15 protein-coding genes and 2 pseudogenes are annotated in these 26,407 nt (G+C 33.2%); 16 read left to right on the forward strand and 1 reads right to left on the reverse strand.

What is annotated here, in order from left to right:
• Window positions 1-2 precede the first annotated feature (2 nt).
• The 12 genes and pseudogenes from L3J07_00360 to ppsA all read left to right on the forward strand — a co-directional run bounded on the left by L3J07_00360 (window position 3) and on the right by ppsA (window position 20,945).
• A complete protein-coding gene (locus tag L3J07_00360) occupies window positions 3-10,190 on the forward strand; it encodes a hypothetical protein (GenBank protein ID MCF6276282.1) in 10,188 nt (3,395 codons plus the stop codon).
• Window positions 10,191-10,237: 47 nt separating this feature from the next.
• On the forward strand, window positions 10,238-10,612 hold the full coding sequence (locus tag L3J07_00365) for a thrombospondin type 3 repeat-containing protein (GenBank protein ID MCF6276283.1): 375 nt from the start codon (window positions 10,238-10,240) through the stop codon (window positions 10,610-10,612).
• 77 nt (window positions 10,613-10,689) lie between these two features.
• A complete protein-coding gene (locus L3J07_00370; protein MCF6276284.1) occupies window positions 10,690-11,553 on the forward strand; it encodes a thrombospondin type 3 repeat-containing protein in 864 nt (287 codons plus the stop codon).
• A 15-nt stretch (window positions 11,554-11,568) separates the two neighbouring features.
• Complete coding sequence (locus tag L3J07_00375) at window positions 11,569-12,759, forward strand: hypothetical protein (protein ID MCF6276285.1); 1,191 nt, start codon at window positions 11,569-11,571, stop codon at window positions 12,757-12,759.
• A complete protein-coding gene (gene ybeY / locus L3J07_00380; GenBank protein MCF6276286.1) occupies window positions 12,756-13,184 on the forward strand; it encodes an rRNA maturation RNase YbeY in 429 nt (142 codons plus the stop codon). The genes L3J07_00375 and ybeY overlap by 4 nt, the downstream gene beginning before the upstream one ends.
• Entirely contained in the window at window positions 13,181-13,549 is a 369-nt protein-coding gene (locus L3J07_00385) for a diacylglycerol kinase (GenBank protein ID MCF6276287.1), read from the forward strand. The genes ybeY and L3J07_00385 overlap by 4 nt, the downstream gene beginning before the upstream one ends.
• A gap of 32 nt (window positions 13,550-13,581) precedes the next feature.
• The gene (gene ftsA, locus L3J07_00390) at window positions 13,582-14,841 is read left to right on the forward strand and encodes a cell division protein FtsA (protein ID MCF6276288.1); all 1,260 of its coding nucleotides are present in this window, start codon (window positions 13,582-13,584) and stop codon (window positions 14,839-14,841) included.
• A gap of 159 nt (window positions 14,842-15,000) precedes the next feature.
• Window positions 15,001-15,951: pseudogene (gene ftsZ / locus L3J07_00395) on the forward strand (cell division protein FtsZ).
• A gap of 366 nt (window positions 15,952-16,317) precedes the next feature.
• Window positions 16,318-16,785 (forward strand): transcriptional regulator NrdR, encoded by a 468-nt coding sequence (nrdR, locus tag L3J07_00400; GenBank protein MCF6276289.1) that lies wholly within the window; start codon window positions 16,318-16,320, stop codon window positions 16,783-16,785.
• A gap of 9 nt (window positions 16,786-16,794) precedes the next feature.
• A complete protein-coding gene (locus L3J07_00405) occupies window positions 16,795-17,097 on the forward strand; it encodes a hypothetical protein (protein MCF6276290.1) in 303 nt (100 codons plus the stop codon).
• 5 nt (window positions 17,098-17,102) lie between these two features.
• Complete coding sequence (pyk, locus tag L3J07_00410; GenBank protein ID MCF6276291.1) at window positions 17,103-18,545, forward strand: pyruvate kinase; 1,443 nt, start codon at window positions 17,103-17,105, stop codon at window positions 18,543-18,545.
• A gap of 6 nt (window positions 18,546-18,551) precedes the next feature.
• Window positions 18,552-20,945: pseudogene (gene ppsA / locus L3J07_00415) on the forward strand (phosphoenolpyruvate synthase).
• A 749-nt stretch (window positions 20,946-21,694) separates the two neighbouring features.
• Here ppsA and L3J07_00420 read toward each other — a convergent pair.
• The gene (locus L3J07_00420; GenBank protein ID MCF6276292.1) at window positions 21,695-22,621 is read right to left on the reverse strand and encodes a hypothetical protein; all 927 of its coding nucleotides are present in this window, start codon (window positions 22,619-22,621) and stop codon (window positions 21,695-21,697) included.
• A 182-nt stretch (window positions 22,622-22,803) separates the two neighbouring features.
• Here L3J07_00420 and L3J07_00425 point away from each other — a divergent pair, with 182 nt between their 5' ends.
• From L3J07_00425 to L3J07_00440, 4 genes are all read left to right on the forward strand, one after another.
• Window positions 22,804-23,376 (forward strand): RNA polymerase sigma factor, encoded by a 573-nt coding sequence (locus L3J07_00425; GenBank protein ID MCF6276293.1) that lies wholly within the window; start codon window positions 22,804-22,806, stop codon window positions 23,374-23,376.
• On the forward strand, window positions 23,357-24,085 hold the full coding sequence (locus L3J07_00430) for a hypothetical protein (GenBank protein MCF6276294.1): 729 nt from the start codon (window positions 23,357-23,359) through the stop codon (window positions 24,083-24,085). The genes L3J07_00425 and L3J07_00430 overlap by 20 nt, the downstream gene beginning before the upstream one ends.
• Before the next feature lie 77 nt (window positions 24,086-24,162).
• The gene (locus tag L3J07_00435) at window positions 24,163-24,768 is read left to right on the forward strand and encodes a hypothetical protein (GenBank protein ID MCF6276295.1); all 606 of its coding nucleotides are present in this window, start codon (window positions 24,163-24,165) and stop codon (window positions 24,766-24,768) included.
• Between the two features lie 401 nt (window positions 24,769-25,169).
• Window positions 25,170-26,351 carry an MFS transporter gene (locus L3J07_00440; GenBank protein ID MCF6276296.1) on the forward strand — a complete coding sequence of 394 codons (1,182 nt, stop codon included), beginning with the start codon at window positions 25,170-25,172 and terminating at the stop codon, window positions 26,349-26,351.
• The last annotated feature ends 56 nt before the right edge of the window (window positions 26,352-26,407 follow it).

The raw sequence follows: 26,407 nt of genomic DNA on the forward strand, positions 1-26,407 counted from the left end.
TTATGAGATTGTTTAAGTCAAAATTTTTCCTATCAATATTTTTTACACTAGTTGTAGTTTCTTTATTTTTTGTTTCGGATATAACTGCTGTTTTTGCACAGCAGGCAGATACTTTTGGTTTGGTGGAGGTCGGTCAAGTTACCGAGCTTGGAACGCAAGATATTCGTGTTACAATTGCAAAAATAATAAGAACACTCTTAGGTTTGTTGGGTGTTTTGGCTGTGTCTATTGTTTTATACGGAGGTTTTGTATATATGACTGCTGGCGGAAGTGAAGATAAACTTGGGCAGGCAAAGAAAATAATTATAAATGGGGTTATTGGTTTGGTGATAGTTATGTCTTCTTTTGCAATTACACAGTTTGTCTTGTCGAGCCTTTCAGATGCAACAGGCTCGGGTAGTGTTGGGCTGTCTTCAAATAATTGTTCAAATACAGAATATGCTATAAACCATCCAAGTGAATGTTTTTCAAATTCAAATTCAGCTTGCACAAAATTTCCATCTTTTTGTAATTCAGCAGACTTCTTTTTTGTAAAAAGCATAACACCTTCTACACCAAACGGAGCAACAGGAATGAATAATATTGTTATAAGAGCAGTATTTAGTAAATCTTTAGCATCAAATACAAATGTAGATTCTATATTTTCAGTTGAAAAAGATGGTATTTCTCAGCCTTTATCTATAAAACTTTCTCAATCTAGACAGGTGGTGGAGGCAACATTTAGAGCTACCACACCTTTGTGCGATGGGACTGTTCCACCAAATGAAACTTGTTTAGAGTTGGGTGATTTTACTATAAAAATTAATCCAGATATAAAAGACACAACAGGTAGAGAATTAACAAAAAATATAAATGGGCAGGAGTACCCTGTTTCAGCAGATTTTTCTGTGGATGTTGAGAACATAGACCACACAAGACCAACTGTCACAAGTATGACAATAGATGGTTCAAATGCAGAAAATCAAAATATTACAATTGGAGATGCACATTCACTTAGAGTTGCAATGATAGATAATACTGGAATTGGTTTTGTAAATATAAACATAAAAAATATAGACACAGGAAAAGTTATAGTAGAGTCTTTTGAGGGTCCAAATCCACTGGACGGATCTTCTGGGGAATTTGTTATAGATTATCCTATTATATTGGGGGCTGATATAAATTCACTAGATAGATTTGATGTTTCTGTCACAATTTACGATATAGATCATAATAGTAGTGTAAGTATTTTAAGCTTTATAGCTCTAGCAGAGAGCTGTACTAATGGTGTTCAAGATGGAGATGAAACAGGTGTTGATACTGGTGGTTCTTGCTCACTTTCTTCTGGTAGTTTTTGTGATGAAGATTGGCAGTGTGCCTCTCAAAAATGTGTAAACAACGAGTGTGTTGCTTGGCCAATGATTACAGATATTGATGCTTGGGATGGTGGATCTGGAAACTGGATTACAATTGCAGGACAGTTTTTTGGAGATAAGGAAGGTCTTGTTGAGTTTGGTACAGATTCCAATGGGGATGGCGAGATAAACGACTTAGATGTGTGGGTTAAAGCCGGTATTGCTATTTGTAGGAGTTTAACTACATGGAAAAACGATTGGATTGTAGTCCAGGTCCCAGATGATTCAGTTTTGCCAATAGGTTCAGAAAGTGCAATTCGTATTACTCTTGGAGACGGTACAGGGCTTAGTGATTCTACTGTCGATAGTCATGGTTCCATATCTGGACCAAACAATGGTTTGTTTACAAAAAACGAAATAAAAAGACCTAGTATTTGTGCCGTTGAATCTGTTTTGGGTTCTAATTCAGCAAAACCAGATGCTGGTTTTGCTGTAATAGGAAAAAACTTCACAGACGATAAAACTGGAAATAAATTTGAGTTTGGTGGTGTAGAATTACCAACATTAATATGGGGAGATTTGGAAATTACAAGTAAAATACCGCTAAATACAAATGCTGGTAAGGTCTCTGTTCAGGTTGAGGTTGGTGGAGAAAGAAGTAATACAGTTCCTTTTACTGTTTTGCCAATTGATAAAAATTTAATACCTTCAATTTCACTTGTAAACCCAGAAAATATAACAGTAGGAAGTTTTGTTACGCTTTCTGGAACTGGTTTTGGTGAAACAACAGGAATTGTTTATATATCTCCAAATTCTGGTGCTACTTGTACAGATATTTTGGCAGAAGGTTGTATTCAGGTGGAAGTTTCTTTACCAAATTTTTGTGGAGATACTTGGAGCTCTAATCAGGTTATTATAAAAATTCCAGATAACACACAATTTGGTGTGTACTATTTGGTTTTACAAAATGATTTTGGACTTCGTACAGATGGATCAGCTTTTGTTTCTGTTGTTGAGGGAGACCCTAGTCCTAGCATTTGTAAGATGATTCCACAGGCCGGGCCAGCACCACTGCCTGTTGGACATCAGGGTTTAGAATTTTTTGGGATTAACTTTTCTACAGACCCAACAGTATATTTTTGGTCTAAAACCGCAACAGAAGACGATCTTAATACTTGGTTGAACGCAACAGGGAATGATGTAAATCAAATAGATCCGGATACTCATATTGTGAGTTATATCCCGAGTACGATAGAAGGATATTCAATGAAAACAGGTCCAATTGCCATCAGCTCTATCGATGGTGTTGTTAGTAATGCTGTAAATTACGAGGTTTCAGATTGTCGTGATGTTGGTGCTCCTGTTGGGTATCAGTGTTGTTCTGTTGGGCCAGACGCTGGAACAATAAAACCAAATGAATTTATTTGTGCAGGAGAGACAAGAGATGCTGGCTATGCTTGGAGATTTACGAGTGGTCTCCTGCCAAATATACCTTTTGTGGTCGAACAGTGCCCAGAATCAAGCGGTTCCGGAGTACCATCTCCAAGTCCCTGGATAAATAGAAAGCAGGGAGCAAATACTTGTTTAAATGCTTTGCCAACAGTTTTGTTTAGTGTGGGAATGAGTGATAGCTCACTTTCAGGAAATATTAGAGTTATTACTTGTGGAGAAGATAGTTTGCCACAGTGTGAAGATGAGGATATTTTTATTGATGTGTCTGCAGATTTTTCTGCTGGTCTGCGGTCTGAAGGATTTGTTTTAAACTTAACTAATAGTAATGGGGATTTAACACCAAACACTTGGTATAGGGTTGAACTTGGAAGTGGTTTGCAATCTCAAGAAATTAGGAGTATTTTGGGTATAGATCAGACAGTAAATGAAAACCTTTTAAAAACAAAATCTTGTGGAGACGGAACTTCTTATTGTTTTGAATTTAAAACAGGAGAAGGTTTATGTACCTTAACTTCTGCAGGTATAATGCCAGGTACTCATACAACAAAAATACTAGGTCCTGTTTTGGACAGAAGATTTTCAAAAGAAAGTGAAACTTCACTGTTCTACCATATATTTGGAAAAGGAGATCAAGAGTGCACGGTTTTAGATGTTGATGGTTTCGGCTGGGACTGGAAGAGTCAAGATGATAATAAGGCAACTGTTGAGATAAGTGTTGGAGATGGTTTTGTAGATACTAGAGCAATTGTAAATGCTATAGAAAATACAGCACCAGGAGATGTGAATATTTTTGCAATTTCAAGTAATTCACCTATCTCTCCTGTAAGTAGTTTAATTATAGATTTAGCAGATCCAAAAGTAGAATCGTATTGGCCAAACTGTGCAGAATCTTGTGTAAATAGTGGTGTTGGTGTCAAATTCAACAGAGATATGAATGTTGCTGAATTTGTTTCAAATTTTAGGATAAGTGAGTGTATAGATGAATTTTGTAGTATCACATCAACCATCCCAATACAGTTTGAAACTCTGAAAAAAAATAATTTAAATGTATTTCCTGTTGGAAATCTACAGCCAAACACTTGGTATTTTGTAGAGGTTTTTCCAGGAATTCATGCTATAGAAAAAGAAAATCCTCTTACTTATGGTAAAACAGTGGAAGCTTTTTCTTGGAAGTTTAGAACAAAAAATGACAGTACACTTTGTGGGATTGAGGATGTTTTGGTTGCCCCAACAAAATATATATCGCGTTTAATAGGAGATAGAAAAGAATATAAAGCAACTCCAATGAGTTTAGCAAATGAGTGTAGTTCTGCTGGACAAAGATTAAATCCTTGGAATTTTGCATGGGGTTGGGAGGTCGTGGATACTCAAATAGCTAGTATCTCCTCTTTTGAAACTTTTGGAAAGTCAAAACCATTTTGCACAACCTCTTGTTTGTTGGCAGGAAGTGTTGTGAGTTCAGATACTCAAAATGTAACTGCTTTGTGTGGAAATGGGATATTGGAGAGTGGGGAAGACTGTGAGTTGGATGACCCAGAAGAAGTATTAGGGGTTAGCTGTAGTTTAAGTTGTAAAAGAGTTGGGTCTGTAGCACCAACTTGTGGAGATGGGAGGATAGAATCGGCAAAAGGTGAGCAATGTGATACAGACGATGCTCTAACAGCCGAGGCTTGTAATGATAATTGTTTGTGGAAAGGTTCTTCAAAAGTAGAGCCAAAATCAACAGCGCTAAATATTTCTTGGTGTGGAAGTGGTTCTGTAACATTTGGCGAAAGTTGTGATATTAAAGATCCGCTAACGCAAGATAGATGTTCAAATAAGTGTTTGAATTTGGGAACGCCTATCTCAAGTTATTGGTGTGAGCAAAATAAAACAAACGAATTACCAGACACAACTTTGGTAGGGCAGTCTGCAGAGTGTTTATCTTCTGTAAGTATTTGTGGAAACGGATTATTGGAAAATGGAGAAGCTTGTGAAATCATTGCTAGTACTACTGTTGCGTTTGTGGGTGTTGGAAATGTTACAGTTTCAAATGCTTCAGATGTTTGCTCTACTTCTTGTTTAGTTTCAAATGCTTGTGATGAACCAAACATGCCAACCTCAATAAGCTGTGATCCAAAGATAGAGGAAGGTTGCACGCCAGAGTGTCTAAATTCTGGCTCATCTCTCGACTATTCAACACCTAGTCTGTGTAACGATGGAATTGTAGGGTTAGGGGAAGATAGTTTATGTGAATTATCATCTACCGTACCTTTTGGTCAAAATCCATTGCAAATTGTAACAGCTATTGGAGATGGTGTTGTAAATCCAGATACAAATTCTCAAGATACACAAATAAGAGCTAGAGCTACAAAAACAAAAGATATAAATGGAAATCCTGTTGATATATCATCAGAATATGGAGAATCTTTATATTCATTACAGTGCGGATATACAAAATTTGAAGAGCTAATAAATAATAGATTTAACGACTGCCCTAATGCTATTGATGGTGTTGCTACGAACTCTTGTTGTTATACCAGACCTCAAAGAGTAAGTGAGTATCCTGTGGATGGTTCTGGGATTGGAAATTCTAGTGCACCAGTTTGTTTGAATTCTTTTATAGAGGTTCATTTTGATGAAGAGATAAGCAAGTCTTCTGTAAGTGAAAATATATTATTAGCAAAAGGTTATCCGGGTGGATATGATTGTTCTGTAAGTGGAGAGGATAATGTGACAGAACAGGTGAGAAATTTACTTACTTTGCAAGAAGTAAAAGATGGAATTTGGACAAGGGTTTGGAAGGTTATAAAAAGATTTTTTACAAAAGCTGTTGGTTTGGAAGTTTTTGCAAGTATGTTTAGTGATTCAGATGTAGAGGTTTGGTGTGTGGGATCTGCAAATTTTAGAACAGATGTCTTGTATGAGGAAGATGTTGATGGAAATATACTTTCCACAGATATTTCTATTTCTTTAACAAAGCTTTTGGATGTAGATACTGTTTATGCTGTAGTTTTGAAAAATGAAATTGAAAATTCTGAAGGTGTTGGAATATCTAGTCCAGATAGTTTAAGTGGTACTTTGGATGATTCATGGATTTTTAAAACTGGAGACGAGGTTTGTAAGATAGACAGCGTTTTTGTAAGACCGAGTGCAAAATTATTTGTAAAACCAAACACAACTAGCACTTTTTTTGCATTAGCTCAGAGTACTTCAAAACAAAGAATTGTGCCAATTGAAAATGTGTATGATTGGGAATGGCATTGGGCACCATTAAATAATGCAATTTTTGATATTTCTGCTTCAACTAGTTCTATAAATATAATAGCTTCTAAAGATTTAGAAGGAAGTGTTCTTGCAAGTGCAAATGCTGTAATTACTCACGACGCAGATCAAAACAATAGTCAGTTTGGAGAGTATTTTACCGGAATTACAAAATTGTTTGCTTTATTTTGTGAGAATCCTTGGCCACAATACGAATATTTTCCTTTTGAAGAAGGTATATCTTTTGGATCTTTGGGAAATATAAGTGGTTTTGAGCGGGGAGTTTTTGATGGCTCTACAATTCCAAAAGTTAGAATAGGTGGAGTATTTGAGTACTTTAATTTCAGTATGTCTTATTGTGCGGATAGTGGATCTTCTGATAATAAAGCAGACGATCTTCCGTTCCTAAAACCTATTGTTCTTGTAAATGAATTTGATGTAGTTTCTGGTAATTTAGTTCAAGTTGGTGATAAAAGTTTGTCTGAGGATACTTTAAAAAAATTCTTCTTTTTCAATGAAAAAAATGATGATGTAATTGGTGTTCAAATTTTTATGAATCCGCTCAGGCTTACTGCCCGTGAATGGTATATAGAAAAATTTGGATCAGACATTGGAATGGATCAAATAACAGTTGCAGGTTATGATGCGTTGTCAGATAATAATAGTATTTATATAAACGCACTAAATCAAGGTTCAAATGGAGATATTTATAATAATATTTACTTATTCAGTTTAAATGGAAGTGCGCAATCAAACACCCGTGAAGTTTTTGATATGTTGATGGACTCACTTAAAATGAATATAAATATAAGTGAGTTTAATAGTTGCTCACAAGATGGGGATTTTAACACACCAAATATACAAGAAACAGTAGAGTGTAGCACAGACTTCGAATGTTTAGATGTTGCAGATTCTGGAGGGGTTTGCGCAAATGCACAGACAAAATTCAAAAGAGATTGGACGCGTCTAACAGACTTAAGGAATACTCAAGAAAAATTAGATTTTTATAAATTAGAAAATAATTCTTATCCAAAATTAGCTTCTGGATCTTTTATTCCAAACTACACAGTTTCCAAATGGTCATCTTGGGGAAACTTAAGTAATCTAATTGGTGGAGCGCCGTTAGATCCAGTAAACAAGTGGTCCGATTGTGGTGATTTGGATCCACAGACTTGTTGGGCTGCAGATGTTTCTGAATATGTTTGTCCAGAAAAAACTAGTGTGTACGAATATTCTTTTGACAGTATAACTAGTGATTACACGCTTCACATCCCTTTTGAATATTTTGATTTATCCTCATCTGTAGTTTCAGGATTTTTGGACACTTCAAAAATTAAAATAGACAGGTGGTGTACACCGGGCGACATATATAACCCATCTTCTGGTGTGTGTGGAGATGGTGTAGTAAATGTTGGTGAACAGTGCGACCCTCCAAATTCTATAAATTACACAAATCAAGGTGTGGTTGGATCACAACAATCTGGTTTTTGTGCAGATAGTTATTTGAACCAATCTATTTCTTGTATAAATTCAGCAGATTGTGGTTTATATTTGAATGTTGATGTTGAGCGATCAAAAAAGAGTATTTTTTCAGATACTGGTTCTGTTTGTTTCGGTGGAGTAGCAAAAGATTTACCATACGACATTTTAGCACATAAAAATGATGAAAGTAAATTATATGGAATTAGTTGCCAAACATCTTCTGATTGTAAGTCTAAGGAAAATTATTTTAAAAATTTAACAGCAGGCGGATCTGGTGTACTTGGATTGTACAATGTTCAAAATGATAGTTTTGCTGAAGAGTCTTTAATTGGTGAATTTATATATAAAAACTTAGATGGAATAAAATGTCTTTCTTTACGGGATTTAGATATAGAATTTAGAAATGCTGGAAGTGGGACAAGGGGTACAAAACCTGTGGAGTGTAGTATTTCTACAAGTAATCCAATAATTGGATCTTGTAATAATGTAGGAGAATTGGCGCCAGCTCAGTGTACAGATAAGTGTACAATTAAATATGGAAGTTGTACTTCTTTTACAGACTGTGGAAACGGAAGGGTCGAAATTGGAGAAAATTGTGATGATGGTGTAAAAAATGGAGAGTATGGAAGTTGTAATTTAACTTGTGATGGAGTTAGTGATCAGTATTGTGGAAATGGTCAAAAAGATGGTGCAAATGAAGTTTGTGATATAAATAATTTGGGTTTATCTGGATATTGTAGCAAAGATAAAAACATAAGCTGTTCTGATGATTTGGATTGTGGTGAGGTTAGAAATTTTGGTAGTTGTGGATATGAATATGTTTCTAATGTTCTAAAGCCTGTGTGTTCCTCAATAGATAGTAATGGTAATGTCCAACTTTCAAATTATCAGAATGGAACGCAAGTGTTTTGTTATGACAACAGTTGTGATAAATTCGATAAAATTTATGGAACTTGTATTGCATCAAGTGATCCAACATACAGTTTTAATAAAGATAATACTTGCGCTTGGGATTGTCAGGATTTTGGAGATTATTGCGGAGATGGAATTGTGCAAGGTGATTACGAAGCTTGCGATGATGGAAATTCAATAGACGATGACAGTTGTGATAATTTTTGTGAAATTAATCTTTTAGCTACCACAAGTCAAGCAAGCTCTGCACCAAGTTGTGGAGATGGTGTGGTAGAAGAAGATGGTACAGAAACTTGTGATTTGGGAGAGGATAATGGAATTAAATGTAGTCCATCTTATGGAGAATCTTGTAGTTACTGTTCACTAGATTGTGAAAATATTTTGACAGTGGACCCTGTCGCGTATTGTGGAAATGAGACTGTTGATTTTAAATTTAATGATTTTAGTGATTGTTCAGATACTGGGAATATTTGCTTATCCGAACCTGTTTATGAGGCTTGTGATTTAAATAATAATAAAGTAGTCAAAAGAACTTCTTCTGGTCAAATATTAACACTTGAATGTGAAGACCAAGGCGCTTATTCGTGTAATAGTTGTAATGCACTTTCAGACAATTGTGCCAAATGTGTACTAGATACTTCAGGATTACTATCTGTTCCAAAAATCGCAATCCTAAATCCAATGATAGGAAATGTGGAGCCTTTGGACAAAAACAGTGTGGATCGTTGGGGTTTTGAAGAGACTTTAGTTTTGGTGAGGCCAGAACCACCTGCAGGTTTTATTCAAAATCCTTATTTTGGATTTACAAGGCTTACAATGGAAAGTAGTATATATAAAGATCCAACACAGCAAAACTATATGATGGTTGAAAGTGGAACTGGTACTTATGCACCTTATAAAGAACACACAATAGAAGGTAATGATTTATGTAGCGGAGAATATGGCGTTTATTTCAGTAATAAAGCTATATTTAATGCTGTAAATGGTTCAGAAGAAGGTTTTGAGGATAGTTATACAGATTTAACTCGTGGGGATCTTTATGATTATCCAGTAGACGGAACTGCTGAAATAAACAATGAAATAGTATATTCTCCAGCTGTGCCACTAGAAGTATTTAGAGTAGTTGTAAAATGGACAGATAAGGAAGCTCGCTCAAATGTTTCGTTTAGTGGAATTGTTCAAAGTAATTTTCTAAATCCAGCAGGAGAGTTGAACGGGGCTACTACATTTACAGACGCTGCTGCAGACAGAAAAATATGTAATCAGATAGGTTTAGTGAGTAATTTTCCAATAGAAGGTAGAAGTTTACCTAACTTTAATGAGTTTAGCAAATATTGGTGGCCAGAAAATACAGCTTGTGCTTACAATAAAAGAATCTATGTACACCCAGAAGGAAGTATGGCTAGAACTTATACACAGTCTTTTACTATAGATACTTATAATGATAATGCAGACTATTCTTTTGTTGTGCAAGCTGTAAGTGGTTCTTTGGAAGGTTCACCAATAGCATCATTTCAGAATAGTAATTTGGAAGTAGAGGTGTACACTCATCACAGTGGACAGGTTCCTAGGGTTTCGGTTTTTAAACCTACTCACACTTTCAAAATTAACCAATCACAAAAAAGCAGTAATAATGTGGCAAGATATTGGAGTGTATTTAATATTAAGAGGGTTTCAACCTCAGAAGGTTCAAAATATGAAATTCAAGCAATAGGAACAAACGGAAGTATAGAATCAACTTGGGATGAGGTTGTTCCTAATTTTTAATAATTTATGTTGAGGTCTACATATGGTATAATTAAGTTAATAAAACTATGAAGAGAATTCTGATAGTAGGTTTGGTTATATTTGTAACAGCAGGAATATTGATAACTGCTTTGTTGTTGTTTTCTAATTCAAAAGAGAAGAATAATTCTCAAAAAAAAATAGATAATACACAAGAACAAATAACAAAAAAAGTAAATCAATTTCCAGATGATTTGGATATGGATGGAATTTTAGATGTAGAAGAGGAAAAGCTTGGAACAAGTAATAAGGAGTTTGATACAGATGGGGATGGACTTAGTGATAAAACTGAAATAGAAATTCTAGGAACAGATCCGCTAAATCCAGACACAGACGGAGATGGTTTTGCAGATGGTTATGAGGTTATAAAAGGTTTTAACCCAAACGGTGAAGGTACTTTTTAAATATAATTATTAAAAATAAGAAATTTAAAAGTTTCGTAATAAAATTAAGCTTACCAAAAAATTCATAATATAAAAATATGTTTGATGATAAACCAACAGACAATAATAATAAATTACCACCAAATTTGCCAACAAGTGAACCAGAAGATATTTTTGCAGGATCAGATGAAGATGTGAAAAGTGAACAAGAAGTATTACAAGAACCGGAAAAAATGCCAGAACCAGAGGTTGAAAAAGAAACACAAGAAACAGCATTAAATGTTGGAGTTTTGCGTGCAAAAGCAGAAGGTGTTTCAGAGGAAAAACCAAAAGAAACTGAAATTAATCCTGTAGAGAATGAATTAAAACCAGATGAAAGTGGATTGCAACCAATTGATCATACAAAAAAAGTAGAAATGCAAACACCGCCAACACAAAGTGGTGATCTTAAAAAGGAACTACAAAAATATGAGGTGAAAGAACCAGGTATGGCAAAGGCAATTATGATTGGTTCTATAGTTGTAGTTGCTTTAATTGTATTGTTAGGTGGTGCGTGGTGGCTTTATGCTACTTTTATGGCGGGTACAGAAGAGAAAAGTCCATTTGTTGATGAAGTTGTAGAGCCGGAAGTTGTGGAGGAGGTTGTTATTGAAGATGTATTGCCAGAAGATGTTTTAGATGATGAGTTATTGTTTGGCGGCGCAGTAGATTCAGATGGAGACGGTTTGGATGACATTAGAGAGTCTGATATAGGAACAGACCCAAACAATTGGGATACTGACGGCGATGCTTTAAGTGATTATGATGAAGTAACAATTTGGAAGACCAATCCACTGGATGCGGATACAGACGGAGATGGTTATTTAGACGGAGCAGAGGTTACAGCTGGTTTTAGCCCTACTGGACCTGGGAAATTATTTGATGTGACAAATCTGGATTCTAGTAATACATCAACAAAGTAAGAAATTATTTAAATTATGTTCGACAAAAAAGAACAAAAAAATACAGATAATTTATCACAAAAAGATGTTGTAGATAAAAAAGTAGAAATGGATTTTAATACAATTCCAGATGTTTTTTATGGTGGAACAGAGCCAAAAGTAGAATTTAAAAAGACACAAATCAAAATGGTAAAAGAAAATAAAACAGAAATGGTAGATAAGCCAAAACAACCAGAGTTGATACAACCAAAAAAAGTAGAAGAACAGAAAAAACAAAATAAACCTATCTTGAGATCTATAAAAGTAAAAACACCAAAAAAGAAATTGTCTATTTTATGGATAATTTTGATAGCAGTTGGAACTACTGTCACAATTGTGCTTATTTCTTGGTATTATTTAAATCAAGCTGGGTATTTCAGTGATGTTCAAGAAGAAGGTATACTACAAGAAAATACGGATATAAAAATTCCTGTACAAATTCCTACAGAAACAGTGGTAGATGTTATAGTCTCAACGACTACCATCACTACTACCACTACCACGGAAGAGGTTGTAGAAGAGCCGGCTTCTTTGCAAGAGCCTGCTTTAGAGTTCCCTTCAATCAACTTTAAAAATACAGAAGATCTGGACCAAGATAATATGACAGATTTAGAAGAAGAGGTTTTCTCTACAGATAGTAGTATTTGGGATTCGGATCAAGATAGTTATTACGATGGGCAAGAGCTTGTAAATCTATACAATCCAAAAGGGTTTGCGCCTGTTCGAATTATAGATTCTGGACTTGTCCGTGAATATGTAAATCCAATATGGAAGTATAGAATTTATTATCCAGTTGTTTGGGAGGTTGCAAGTGTGGACATTGATGCAAACCAGATATTAATAAGTAGTGCAACTGGTGAATATATAGAAATTAGAGCATTTAAAAAAGATAAAACACAAACATTTTTGAATTGGTTTAGTGAAAAAGCAGTAGATCAGAAATTTACAGATTTATCAGAATTTATAAATCGTTTTGAACAGGATGGTTATAGAAGAGCGGACAATCTTGTGGCCTATTTTATACAAGACGAGACGGTTTTTACGGTTGTGTATCATCAAAATACAGAAGGTAATATAAAGTATAGACATATAGTTGAGATGTTGTTGCAAAGTTTTAGATATGGTAATTCTGTAGATATAGATATTACAAAACAGCCTTTGGTTGGATTTGGAGAAGGTGAACTATGAGTGTGAGTATATATAAAACAGTTAAAAATACTGGAATAAAACAAAAAGTTGTTTTAAGTGCTGTGAAAAAAACTTTATCAAAAATTGGTGTAAAAAATAAAGACATAAGCATTAGTTTTATAGGGAGAAAAAAGATGAATAGTTTAAATAAACGATATAGAAAGAAAAATAGACCTACAGATGTTTTATCTTTTTCAGCTCAAGAAGGATTTGGTATTGGTGAAAATAGTGATTTTGGAGATATCTTTATTTGTGTACCTTTTGTAGAAAAACAAGCAAAAAAGCAAAATATAAGCTACAAAGAAGAATGCTTGAGAATGGTAATTCATGGTGTATTGCATCTTGCTGGGTATGACCATATTACAAAAAAAGATGAAAAAATAATGTTTGGTATTCAAGAAAATATTTTAAAGAAAATGGTATGAGCGTAAAAAAAATTTTTACAAGTTTTAGAAATGCTGGAAGGGGTATTATTTATGTTTTTAAAAATGAGCAAAATTTTAGAATTCAAATTATAGTATCTATTTTTATTCTAGCTTTACTTTTTATTTTTAAGATAAAGCGTACAGAGGTTATTGTGATTTTACTTCTGATAACATTAGTTTTAATTTTGGAAATTCTAAATAGTGCTGTAGAGAAGTTTGCAGATATTGTAAAACCACGTTTGCACGAGCAGGTAAAAATAGTAAAAGATATATTAGCCGCAATGGTATTATTTTCTGCGGTCAGTTCTGGAATAATTGGGTTTATAATTTTTTTACCGTATGTTTTGGATTTCTGGATAAATTAGTGATATAATAAATTGATTATATTGTCTTATATATGCGAAAGAATAGAAATAAAATAGAACTGATCACAGGGTTGGATATAGGTTCTACAGCTATTAGAATAGCTGTAGCTCAGCAGATGACAAATAAGAATGGTGATCGTGAATTGCAGTTGGTGGGTGTAGTAGAGATTCCATCAGAAGGTGTACACAAAGGCACTGTCTCAAGTATAGAAGAGACAGTTTCTTCTATTTCAGATGTTTTGGAAAAAATAGAACGCCTTATTGGTGTTCCTGTAACACATGCTTGGGTTGGTATGGCTGGATTTGATATTTTATCGCAAGATAGTGCTGGTGTTATAGCTGTTGCAAAGTCAGACGGTGAAATTTCCAGTGAGGATATTAGGAGAGCAATAGAAGCATCTCAAAACATGGTAATACCTGCAAACTATGAGTTATTACATGTATTACCGCGCAATTTTACAGTAGACGGACAAACAGGTATAAAAGATCCTACAGGTATGACTGGAATAAGAATGGAAGTGAGTGCACAAATAATACATGGTGTTACCTCCCACATAAATAATCTTAAAAGGGCTGTGTATAGGGCTGGCTTAGACATAGAAGATATTGTGCTTTCTGTTTTGGCAACCGGTGAAGTCGTTACCACGCAAAAACAAAAAGAACTCGGATCTATTGTTATAAATATAGGCGGAGCAACTACAAGTATAATTGTGTATGAAGGTGGCGACATACTTCATACAGCTGTAATCCCTATAGGTTCAGAGTATATTACAAATGACCTTGCTTTGGTTCTTAAAACTTCTATAGATGTTGCAGAAAAAGTAAAAATAGAATGGGGTAATTGTGTTCCTGAGTCTATATCTGAATATGAAACTATAGATCTATTTAATCTTGGTAGTAAAGAGCACGAGGAGGTAACACTAAGGCTAATAGCAGAGATAGTCGGCACAAGAGTGAGTGAGATTTTAGAAAAAGTAGATCAGGAGCTTATGAAGATTGACAGGAGTGGACTACTCCCTGCTGGGGCAATTCTAACTGGAGGCGGTGCAAAAATAAACGGATTGATAGAGCTCACAAAAGAAGAGCTAAGATTGCCTGCTACTTTGGGGTATCCAATAGGAATTCAAAGCGCACCAGAAGAGGCAAATGATTTGGCTTTTAGTACGGCGATTGGGTTGGTAAAGTGGGGTTCTGTTATACAGAACTCTGGGCTAAAAAGTAGTAATAAACTTATAGCACCTGTAAAAGTTTGGCAAGTAGTGAGGAAAATTTTTAATTCATTTATTCCTTAGTTAGTTCACTTAGTAGAAATACTAGTGTTTTTAAGAGTGTGTACTCTTAAAAACACTATTGTTTTTATTTTTTAGTTAAAGTACTCTATATACAGAAGATAACATTATTTTGTTAGTGTTATCGTGTTAGGAAGTTTATTTAGAATAAAGAGAAGGATTATGCCTCAAGTAAAACCAGATGTGGAAACATTCGCAAAAATAAAAGTTATAGGAGTTGGTGGAGCAGGTGGCTCCGCAATAGATAGAATGATAAAAGAGGGTATTCGTGGAGTTGAATTTATTGCAATGAATACTGATATTCAGGCATTGCATCACAATGGAGCAACTCATAAAATACATATCGGTAAGACTATTACAAGAGGTCTTGGCGCTGGAATGAATCCAGAAGTTGGGCGAAAAGCTGCTGAAGAATCACAAAAAGAAATTCAAGATCTTTTAAAAGGTTCTGATATGATTTTTGTTACCTGTGGTTTGGGTGGTGGAACAGGTTCTGGCGCAAGTCCTGTAATAGCAGGTTTGGCTCGTGAAACTGGAGCTTTGGTAGTGGCTGTTGTTACAAAACCTTTTGCTTTCGAAGGACCACAAAGAAGTGCAATTGCAGAAAAAGCGTATAGAGAGTTATCTGAAAGTGTTGATACAATCATTACAATTCCAAACGAGAGGGTCTTACAAATAATTGAAAAAAATACATCTTTAGTGGATTCTTTTAGAAAAATAGACGATGTTTTGCGTCAAGGTGTGCAGGGAATTTCAGAATTAATTACTATTCCAGGTTTGGTAAATGTTGATTTTGCAGACATAGAATCTATTATGAAAGATCAGGGTTCTGCACTTATGGGTATAGGTGTTGGAAGTGGAGAGACAAGACTTCTTGATGCTGCAAACTCTGCTATCTCTAGTCCTTTGTTGGAGTTATCAATTGACGGTGCAAGAGGTGTTTTGTTTACTGTGACAGGAAGTTCAAATCTTGGAATGCAAGAGGTTTCAGAGGCCGCAAACATAATAACAAACTCTGCTGATGATGGCTGTAAGGTTATTTTTGGAGCAGTAATAGACGAGGAAATGGGAGATGATGTTCGTGTTACGGTAATAGCTACAGGTTTTGAAGGTCCAAGACGGCGCGGTGAAAAAAAAGAAATTGAAAAACTTACATCTCCTTTAAAATCTGCAAAAACTTTTTACCCAACATCAATATTTAGAAAAAATAGAGAAGAAGAAAAAAAAGATGAAATTCAGCGTGAAAATTATACAAATAAAAAGGTAGATGATAGCGTACTAAACTCTAGTTTTATGAGCAAGAGCCTGGATAAGGTAAGTGTTTTGAACAATTCCCAAAACCCATCTTTAGATGTAGAAGAAGAAAAGGGTGAAAAAACACCAAAAGTAAATTTTAGTGGTGCGGACGATTTGGAAATTCCCACATTTATTAGAAAAAAAATGGGAATGTAGTTTATTAAAGAGTTTTATAAATATTTTATGCATTGTCCAGTCTGCTCTTCAAAAGAAACTAGGGTTGTAGATTCTAGAATTATACAAGATGGAATGGCTGTAAAAAGAAGGCGAGAGTGTGAGAAATGTTCCTATCGTTTTTCCACAAAAGAAGAGACAGAACTTCTAGATCTTGTTGTTATAAAAGGTGATGGAAAGAGAGAGGCATATTTGCGAAATAAACTAGAAAAAGGTCTTTTAGTGTCTTTAAGTAAGCGTCCGTACACCCAAGAAAAATTGGATAGAATGGTCCATTCAATAGAAAGGTCAATACAAAAAAGAAAGAAAAGGGAGATATTAAGCAAAGACATTGGTGAGATTGTAATGAAACATTTGAAAAAATTTGATAAGGTTGCTTATGTTAGGTTTGCGTCTGTTTATAGGTCATTTGAGGATGTAGAAGGTTTTCAGGATACTGTAAATGCACTTAGTCCAAAAAAAAGAAAAAGAAAATAATTTAAAACTATGTCAAAGGAGAAGAAAAATATAAAAGGATTGTCTGTAAATTCAGACACAAAAAAACTTTTGGAAGCAAATTTGGAAATTTCCAAAAGAATTGAGATTCAAAATAAAAAACTTCTAAAAAAGTTTAAATGGATGTTAATAAGTAATTACATCCGCTTAGCGTTAATCGTAGTTCCTTTTATTTTGGCAGCAATTTTCCTTCCGGCGTATATAGCCAAATTTTTAGAAGATTACAATGCTATTATTTCTCAAACTTCTAATTTTCCAGATGTTTCCGAATTGTTAAAATATCTGAAACAGTAATTTTTATGAACAAAAGAACGAAAATAGTTTGCACAATAGGTCCGGCATGTGAAAAGAAAAGTATTTTAAAAAAAATGGTAAAAGTTGGAATGAATGTTGCTAGATTAAATTTTTCTCACGGCACACACGAAAACCACAAGCAACTTATAAAAAATATAAGAGAAGTGGCTAAAAAAACTGGTGAGCCTATTGCTATTATACAAGATCTGCAAGGACCAAAGATAAGACTCGGTATTTTACCAAAAGAAGGTGTTGAAATTAAAAAAGGTCAAGAGGTTATTTTTGATACATCTATAAAAGAGTATAAAAATAAAGTAGTACCAATTACTTATAAAGATTTGCACAAACATTTAAAAAAAGGTGAAAGAATTTTACTAGCAGATGGTAAGATAGAGGTAAAAATAATGCAGGTTGTTAAAACAAAAATAAAGACTAAAGTTGTAGTAAGTGGTATAATAAGTTCAAACAAAGGTTTGAATGTTCCAGACTCAAAATTAAAAATTTCTGCACTTACAAAAAAAGATAAAGAGGATGCTTTGTTTGGAGTGGAGAATAATGTAGATTATATAGCACTTTCTTTTGTGACAGAGGCAAAAGACATAATAGATTTAAGATTTTTAATTAAAGAATACGAAAAAAAATTAAAAATTAAAAATGATAATGATATTCGTATTATTGCAAAAATAGAAAGACATGAGGCTGTTGATAATATAGAAGAGATAATGGAGGTTGTGGATGGTATTATGGTTGCAAGAGGAGATCTTGGAATGGAAATTCCAGCGGAGCGAGTACCTCTGGTACAAAAAAAATTGATAGACATTTCACTTAAATACTCTAAGCCTGTTATCGTTGCAACTCAGATGCTGGATTCTATGCAGGATAATCCAAGACCAACAAGAGCAGAGGTTTCAGATGTGGCAAATGCTGTAATAGATCACACAGACGCTGTAATGCTTTCAAATGAAACAGCAACGGGAAAATACCCAGTCCACACTGTAAGGGTTATGTCTAAAATAATAAGCGAAACAGAAGCTTCAGATTATGATACTTTGGGTATGGCGATGCGTTCAATAAAAAAACATGGAAATGTGGATGAGATTATAACAAAACTTTCTAGGGTTATAGCAGAAGATACAGACAGTAAGTTAATTTTGGCGGCTTCAATTTCTGGTGATACAGGTAGGCTTATAAGTAAGTATAGGCCAGAATTACCAATAGCTGTAGGATCAAGCTCTAAAAGAGTGAGGCGTCAGTTAAATTTGTCGTGGGGTGTTTTACCTTTTATTTTGTTAGAATGTTCTTCTATAGAAGAGTTGGTAGAGCGCTCAGTATCCTATCTAAAGAAAAATAAAATAATCAAAAAAAGAGATAAAATTGTTGTTGTAGCAGGAGAACCTGTAGGGAAGGCTGGAAACATAAATTTATTAGAATTAAAAGAAATTAAATAATTTTGTATGACACCTAAACTAGGTAAAAAACAAAAAAACATACTTTGGTTCAATGAGATTCGTATAGGCGATATCCCTTTGGTTGGTGGAAAAAACGCATCACTAGGGGAGATGTATAATAGTTTAGAAAAAAAAGGTGTGAGTATTCCTTATGGTTTTGCCTTAACATCAAAAGCTTACAGAACAATTTTAAAAGAAAACAATTTAGATAAAGAATTTAAAAATATTTTTAAAACTTTAAACATAAAAGATGTAAAAAAATTGAATGAAACAGGTAGAAAGGTGCGATCAATGTTAATGAAGGCAAAAATTCCAAAAGATATTAAGCAGGAGATTTTACTGGCTTACAAAAAATTGAATAAATATGCAAAAAGTAAGAATGTAGCTGTAGCTGTAAGGTCTAGTGCCACTGCAGAAGATTTGCCAGATGCAAGTTTTGCTGGTCAGCAAGAAACCTATTTAAACATAAGAGGTGAAAAAGATGTTTTGAATGCTGTGAGAAAGTGTATAACTTCTTTGTTTACAAATAGGGCTATTTCTTATCGTGAGACAAAAGGTTTCGATCATTTAAGTATTTCTTTGTCTGTCTCAATACAAATAATGGTAAATTCTTCAGATGGTGCAAGTGGAGTTATGTTTACTTTGGATACAGAATCTGGTTTTGACAAGGTTGTGCTGTTAAATGCATCTTATGGTTTGGGTGAGTATATTGTAAAAGGTAGGGTAAATCCAGACAGGTATTATATTTTTAAAGATGGTATAAAAAAAGGTAAAAAATCAATAATAGAGCGAAATTTGGGGAGTAAAGAGGTTCGTTTGGTTTATAAGAATGGTTCTGGCACAAAACAAAAAAAGGTTTCAAAAACACAAAAATCTAAATATGCAATTTCAGATGAAGATGTTGTAAAGCTTACAAAATGGGCAATGATTATAGAGGATTTTTATAAAAAACCTCAAGACATAGAGTGGGCAAAAGATGGTAATACCGGAGAATTATATATAGTTCAAGCTAGGCCAGAGACTGTAAAAACAAGAGAAAATAAAAATGTTGTTGAAGATTATAAGTTAAAAAATAAAGGTAATGTAATTTTGACTGGTGTTGCGATTGGTCAAAAAATAGGTGTTGGAAAGGTTCGAGTAATAAGCAGTCCAAAAGAAATCCACAAATTCAAAGAAGGTGAGGTTTTAGTTACAAGAATTACAGATCCAGATTGGGAGCCTATTATGAGAATTGCGTCTGCAATTATTACAGAGCAAGGAGGAAAGACAAGTCATGCAGCTATAGTGTCAAGAGAAATGGGTGTGCCATGTATTGTGGGCGCTACAAATGCGAGAAAAAAATTAAAAACCGGAAGTAAAGTGACTGTTAGTTGTGTGGATGGAGATAAAGGACAAATATACAAAGGTATTCTTTCTTTTGAGGTAAAAAAGACAAAAATAGATAAAATTCCAAAAACAAAAACAAAAGTAATGTTGAATGTGGGAGATCCTACCAATGCATTTGCTTTATCTTTTTTACCAAACGATGGTGTTGGGCTTGCTCGCGAAGAGTTTATTATAGCGAGTACTATTAAAATCCACCCACTTGCACTACTAAATTTCAATAAATTAAAAGATAAAAAAGCAAAAAAGATAATAGAAGATATAACTGTTGGATATAAAAATAAAGCAGATTATTTTGTGGATAAACTTGCAGAAGGTGTCGCAAAAATTGCTGTCTCTAGTTATGACAACGATGTAATACTCAGACTTAGTGATTTCAAAAGTAATGAATATTCTTCTTTAATAGGTGGTGCAGAATTTGAGCCAGAAGAAGAAAACCCAATGATTGGTTGGCGTGGTGCTAGTAGGTATTACTCCAAAGAATATAAAAAAGCTTTTCGTTTGGAATGTGAAGCTATAAAAAGAGTTAGAAATGAGTGGGGGCTTACAAATGTGATAGTTATGGTTCCTTTTTGTAGAACCCCAGAAGAAGGTGAGAAAGTTATAAAAACAATGGCAGAATTTGGCTTGAAACAAGGGGAAAATGGTTTGCAGGTTTATGTAATGTGCGAAATTCCATCAAATGTAATTTTAGCGGAAGAGTTCGCTAAAATTTTCGACGGATTTAGTATTGGAACAAACGATCTTACACAGCTTACACTTGGTGTGAGTAGAGATTCAGCACTTTTGAGTGATATTTACGATGAAAATAATAAGGCTGTAAAATCTCTAATTCGTTCAGTAATAAAAATTGCACATAAAAATAAAAAGAAAATAGGAATTTGTGGTCAAGCTCCTAGTGATTATCCAAAATTCGCAGATTTTCTTGTTAGAGAAGGGGTAGATAGTATTTCACTAAACCCAGATACTGTTTTGCAAACAAAAAAGAGAATTGCAAGTTTGGAAAGGACACTTGGAAAAACAGGAAAGAAAACAAATAAAAAATATCTAAGTTTTATAGGAATGTTTGGTTTGGTTGCAAGTTTGCTTGTTGGGGTAGGTGCTGGGTGTGATAGTATTAGAAATACAGATGGTTTTACTTTTGAGACCAGTAATAATGATATTACTCCAGCTCAAATTCGTGAAAAAACAGAAGAGCAACTTACAAAAAGATTTGAAGAGGAAAATTCTGCAAAACGAGTGGTTTTGGAAGAGGGTGGTTTTGCTAATTTTACACTTTCTTATCCTGTAGGTTGGAAGGTGGAACACTGGAGTGGTGGTTTGACTATAAAAGATATAGAAAATGATGAGTATATAAGTATTTTTACTCAGCTTGTGTCTCACCCGGTGGAAGATCTAAAAAAGGAGGATATAAAAGTTGGAAAGTTGGATGCTAAAAAATACCAAGAGGTTTTTTACAATACTACAAACACACTTTTTATAGTTGAAGTGGAGACTGCAGATGGGGATATTTTGGAGATAAACGGAACTACAAAACTTTTTGATGAAATCTTAAAATCTATGTCTTTTGTGAGTGAAAGTACTCTGCCAGACAACGACACAAGTCATTGGGATGTGCGTGAGAAGCGAATTTGTATACAAATGGTTACATACGCAAGAGAAAGTGGCGGGGATAGTTGTGAATTTTTTCCAACGCCCTGTAGTGTTCCGGGCGACTGGGAAGTCTGCGATGCAGGAGACTTATAGTAAAAATAAAAACCACCAGTCTATTGGTGGTTTTTGGTTCTAACAATTCGTAAAACTGGGGTTAAAACTATTCTGCAGTTTGGAAGTTTTTGTTTTAATTCTAGAATACCATTTCTACTAAGTGGGTTTTCAGAAACATCTAAACATTCAAGATATTTCATTTTTGAAATAGTATCTATAATCGCATCACTAAATTTATTTTTTCTAATGCCTAACTGTTTAAGTTTTGACAAAGATAGTAAACTAATTAAACCTCTAAAAGTAATTTGATTTTCTGACAAATCCAAGAAAAATAATTCTGATAACTCTCTAATTTTTTCTAAAGCTTTGTCGTTTATTAAATTATTTCTCAAATCCAAATTATTTAAAGAAGTTTGTCTTAAAATGCACTTAATTCCATAGATGCTTAAATCACAGTTTGGCGCAGAAAGCTCTCTTAAATTTGGTAAAGGAATATTACTATTTAACATTAAAAAGAAGCTTTTTGTCTTTCCATTTTGATTTACAAAAAACAGCTTGCTAATTCTATGGAATAATTGTTCTTTTAGTGATCTAATAATATAAGATGCACCTTCAGATCTTAGTCGAATCCAAATTTTGTAAGAATCTTTTGTGTATGTGGAAGAATTTGGACATACTACCAATTCACCTGTTTTAATCATTTCTTCAAGGTCTTCTATTATTTTTTCATCTAAAAACAAATAAGAAAACAAATACTGTGTCATTTCTTTTGGATAGTGGAAACCTAAAACTTCACACAAATGCATAGATTCTTTAGTCATTCCTCTTTTTTGGAGAAAATTTAAGAAAAAATTTAAAACTTTATGGTCAAATCTATGATGAAAAGTCCTAAATAAATTTTTGTGAGATAATAGTAATATGGGATTTGGATATTTTTTGGCCAATTCTTTTGAAAATAAACTAAGCATTTTTTCTATATTCTTCACTTTTTTCTCCTATTTTTTTATACTATTTTTGAGTTTGGTTCAAAAGTAGTATTATTGTAAAGAACTTACCTATTCATAATAGCAGAGAAAATGATCATATTACAATAAAATATGTATCTTAACTTGAAAATGAAAGAAAAGTATGGTTTAATGCGTATTAATAAGTGTAAAAATAACTGTTTATGCAGGATTTTTGTAAAAATAAAACAGACGAAGAATTGGTAAAATTATCCCTGCAAAAACAGGACTATTTTTTGTGTCTAATGGAAAAGTACGAGGGCAGGTTGATTTCTTATGTTATGCGTATTTCTAGTTTTAACAGAGAGGATGCTGAAGATGTTTTACAAGAAGTTTTTGTAAAAGCTTATTTTAATTTGAATAATTTTGATACAAAACTAAAATTTTCATCTTGGATTTATAGAATTACCCACAATCAAACTATTAGTCAGTTTAGAAAAAACAAGGTGCGTCCTTTATTTTATTTTGAAGAAAATGATCTAATTTTACTTATTGATAAATTTAATTTATCAAAAGAAGTGGACGATGGTTTTTTGAAGGAAAAAGTTTTAGAAGTTTTACAAAAAATGGATAAGAAGTATAGTGAAGTTTTGGTTCTTAAATTTTTAGAGGATAAAGATTATAAGGAAATTTCAGATATTTTGAAAAAACCAACAGGAACTGTTGGAACTTTAATAAATAGGGCAAAAACTAAATTTAAAAATGAATTTTTAAAATATGAAGGAAAATCTCAGTAAAAAAGTTTTAGATAAAATTAAAGAAGAAGACTTAAAACCTATTTCAAAGTCTAGTTTTCTGCTTAAAAATTCTATTTTGTGGATTTTTGGTGGACTTACGATGATTCTTGGAGCAGTTGCTGTTTCTGTGATTATTTTCATACTCACAACTCAGGAGTGGAGTATTTACAAACAAATTGGCGACGGGTTTTTTAAGTTTTTCTTTTTGGTAGTTCCATACTTTTGGTTTGTTATTTTTACTTTGTTTATTTTTATTACATATTTAAATTACAAACATACAAAGTTTGGCTATCGTCATAGTTTTGGAATGGTTGTGTTGGTATATTTTTTAGCAACTTTAGTTTTGGGTGGAGTATTTTATTTTGCAAAAGTTGGTGGCAAAATGGAAAATTTATTTAGTCAAAAAGTTCCTTTTTATGAGGTGATGGTGCAACACAGGCAAAAAGTCTGGCAGTATCCAGAGCGTGGGCTACTTGGTGGTCGTATAGAAAAAATACTTCCAAATGGTTTTTTACTTTTGGATATTAACAAGGAAAAATGGATTGTAGATACAAAAGACGCTAAAATTTACAGTATTCAAGAGTTGAAGACTGGAAATGTGGTAGGGATTGTTGGCAAAGAATTATCTAAAAGTTTATTTAAGGCGGATTCTGTGAGAATAAGAGGTCTAAGAAGGTCAACACTAATTCAACAAAGTGAAAGAAAATAGTTTTTTTCTGCGTATTAGTAAGTAGAAAGGCTAAAATGTGCGTACAAATTGGCTGTATAATTTACTAAATAATAAATATGAATAGAAAAACTATTGTTTTGGGAGGTGTTGTTGCTGGAATTATTACAATTTTAGGTGTATCTACTGCGAGTGCTCATTTTGGCGGAAACAACCAATCAAATATTTTTCCAGAAAATCGTGAGGAAATTAAGCAAATAATCGAATCAAAAGATTATGACGCTTTTAAAACTCATCTAGAAGAAAATGACAGAACTCAAATGCTAGAAAAAATCACAGAAGAAAAATTCAATAAATTCTTGGAAATGAGAGAACTTGCGGAATCTGGTGATAAGGATGGCGCTAGAGAAATTAGAGAAGAGTTGAAATTGAAAAAGTTTAGAAAAAATTTCAATAAAGCAAAAAGATTTGGATTGCAACACGAAGAAATGAGACAAATAATCGAATCAAGAGATTATGACGCTTTAAAAACTCATCTAGAAGAAAATGACAGAACTCAAATGCTAGAAAAAATCACAGAAGAAAAATTTGATAAGTTTCTAGAAATGAAAGAGCTTGCTATTTCTGGAGATAGAGAAGGAGCTAAAAAGATTGCAGATGAATTAGGTTTGGAAAGAGGAATAAGAAATCTTCACAAATCTATGCATAGACAAGTTCAAAAATAAAACAATTTAATACAAAAAAAAGACCTAATTATAGGTCTTTTTTTTGTATTAAATTGTTTTATTTTAAAAAGAAAAAAACTAATCATAAAAACAAAATTCTGCAAAGTTCATTAAATAAAAATATGCACAGATATTTGACACTTTTTAGTAAGTGTGATAGTGTAAAAATATAATTAAAATTATATGAATTTAGAAAAAAGATATTATATGACAATGCAGTATGCAATTGTATGTAGGTTTATGCCTGCTATTTTTGGCTTGCCTTGTTATAATGCTTTGGAATTTCTAGATTAATTAATTTACACAATTCTTCAAGAAAAAGCGTTATGACAAGACAAGTCATAACGCTTTTTGATTTGTCTTGGTTCTTTATGAAATAGTCCAACAAAAAGGAGTGGAAAATGAAACGAATTATAAGAGTTTATCTATTTTTATTATTTATTTCACATTTTGGAATTGCAATAGTTTTCAGTACCTATGTTATCTTTTTGCAAAGGCATGGTTTAAGTTTATTTGAGGTAAATATAGTAAATATTGTATACGCAATCAGTGTATTTTTATTCGAAGTGCCAACTGGAGCAGTTGCAGATTTATATGGTAGAAAAAATTCATTTCTTGTTTCATCTGTATTTATGTTTCTTGGGTGTTTACTCTATGGGCTTTTTGATTCGATGACTGGATTTATAATTGCAGAGATATTGTTGGCAATTGGATCTACTTGTGCGAGTGGGTCTTTTGAGGCTTGGGTTGTGGATGAGTTAGAAAAACTTGGATATGGTAATGATTTAAAATCGTTAATGTCTAAATCTGCATCAACAATACATATTGCAATTATTTCTGGTGTACTATTTGGAGGTTTGCTAGCGGATATTTTGGGGTTAAATATACTTTGGTTTTTGTCTGCTTTGTTCAATCTTATTACATTACTTTTATCTTACTTTCTAATGAAAGAAACTGTAATGTATAAAAGTGAAACAAAGAATACTTGCTTGCAAATAACAAAAAAAGGTTACAAACAAATAAAAGCAAGTAAATTATTGAAAGCTGTAATTATTTTAGATTTAATTTTAGTTTTTATAATTCAAGCTCCAAATATGCAATGGCAACCGCTATTTTCTCCTTTACTCGGTGATAGTATGTTTAGTTTAAGTTTACTATTTATAGCACTTATGGTTAGCGCACTTATTGGGTCAACATTGGTTGGTTTAAGTAAAAAACTTGGCGGAAAGATTAGATTACTCAAAATGGTTATATTATATGGCTCTTTACTTGTTATTTTTACTGCTCTTTTTCAAGATCTTTATATTATGATAATTGTTTTTTTAGCACATGAATTGTGTAGGGGTTTGTTTGTGCCTATTAAGTTTGCTCTAATTCATGAAAATGCAGAATCTAAACAGCGTGCAACTGTAGTATCATTGTTTAATATGATAAGAAGTTTGGGTGGTGCTGTTGGTTTGTTTGTATTTGGTTATCTGACAGTATTTTTCTCTATTCGCACAGTTTGGGTTATTGCAGGATTAAGTGCGTTCATTTTATTGTTCTTTTATTACCTTTGGGATAAAAATAAAAACACCGTTTAATTATGGTGTTTTTTTTGTTTTATATTTGGTGTTATTCTCTTGTAATGATATATTAA

The sequence above is a fragment of the Candidatus Magasanikbacteria bacterium genome (assembly GCA_021648085.1).
Taxonomy (GTDB): Bacteria; Patescibacteriota; Patescibacteriia; order Magasanikbacterales; family UBA922; genus JAKITS01.

Bases quoted from the DNA above. Each gene is read 5' to 3' on its own strand.
- L3J07_00360 (MCF6276282.1), top strand. From the start codon at position 3: ATGAGATTGTTTAAGTCAAAATTTTTCCTATCAATATTTTTTACACTA.
- L3J07_00365 (MCF6276283.1), top strand. From the start codon at position 10,238: ATGAAGAGAATTCTGATAGTAGGTTTGGTTATATTTGTAACAGCAGGA.
- L3J07_00370 (MCF6276284.1), top strand. From the start codon at position 10,690: ATGTTTGATGATAAACCAACAGACAATAATAATAAATTACCACCAAAT.
- L3J07_00375 (MCF6276285.1), top strand. From the start codon at position 11,569: ATGTTCGACAAAAAAGAACAAAAAAATACAGATAATTTATCACAAAAA.
- ybeY (MCF6276286.1), top strand. From the start codon at position 12,756: ATGAGTGTGAGTATATATAAAACAGTTAAAAATACTGGAATAAAACAA.
- L3J07_00385 (MCF6276287.1), top strand. From the start codon at position 13,181: ATGAGCGTAAAAAAAATTTTTACAAGTTTTAGAAATGCTGGAAGGGGT.
- ftsA (MCF6276288.1), top strand. From the start codon at position 13,582: ATGCGAAAGAATAGAAATAAAATAGAACTGATCACAGGGTTGGATATA.
- nrdR (MCF6276289.1), top strand. From the start codon at position 16,318: ATGCATTGTCCAGTCTGCTCTTCAAAAGAAACTAGGGTTGTAGATTCT.
- L3J07_00405 (MCF6276290.1), top strand. From the start codon at position 16,795: ATGTCAAAGGAGAAGAAAAATATAAAAGGATTGTCTGTAAATTCAGAC.
- pyk (MCF6276291.1), top strand. From the start codon at position 17,103: ATGAACAAAAGAACGAAAATAGTTTGCACAATAGGTCCGGCATGTGAA.
- L3J07_00425 (MCF6276293.1), top strand. From the start codon at position 22,804: ATGCAGGATTTTTGTAAAAATAAAACAGACGAAGAATTGGTAAAATTA.
- L3J07_00430 (MCF6276294.1), top strand. From the start codon at position 23,357: ATGAAGGAAAATCTCAGTAAAAAAGTTTTAGATAAAATTAAAGAAGAA.
- L3J07_00435 (MCF6276295.1), top strand. From the start codon at position 24,163: ATGAATAGAAAAACTATTGTTTTGGGAGGTGTTGTTGCTGGAATTATT.
- L3J07_00440 (MCF6276296.1), top strand. From the start codon at position 25,170: ATGAAACGAATTATAAGAGTTTATCTATTTTTATTATTTATTTCACAT.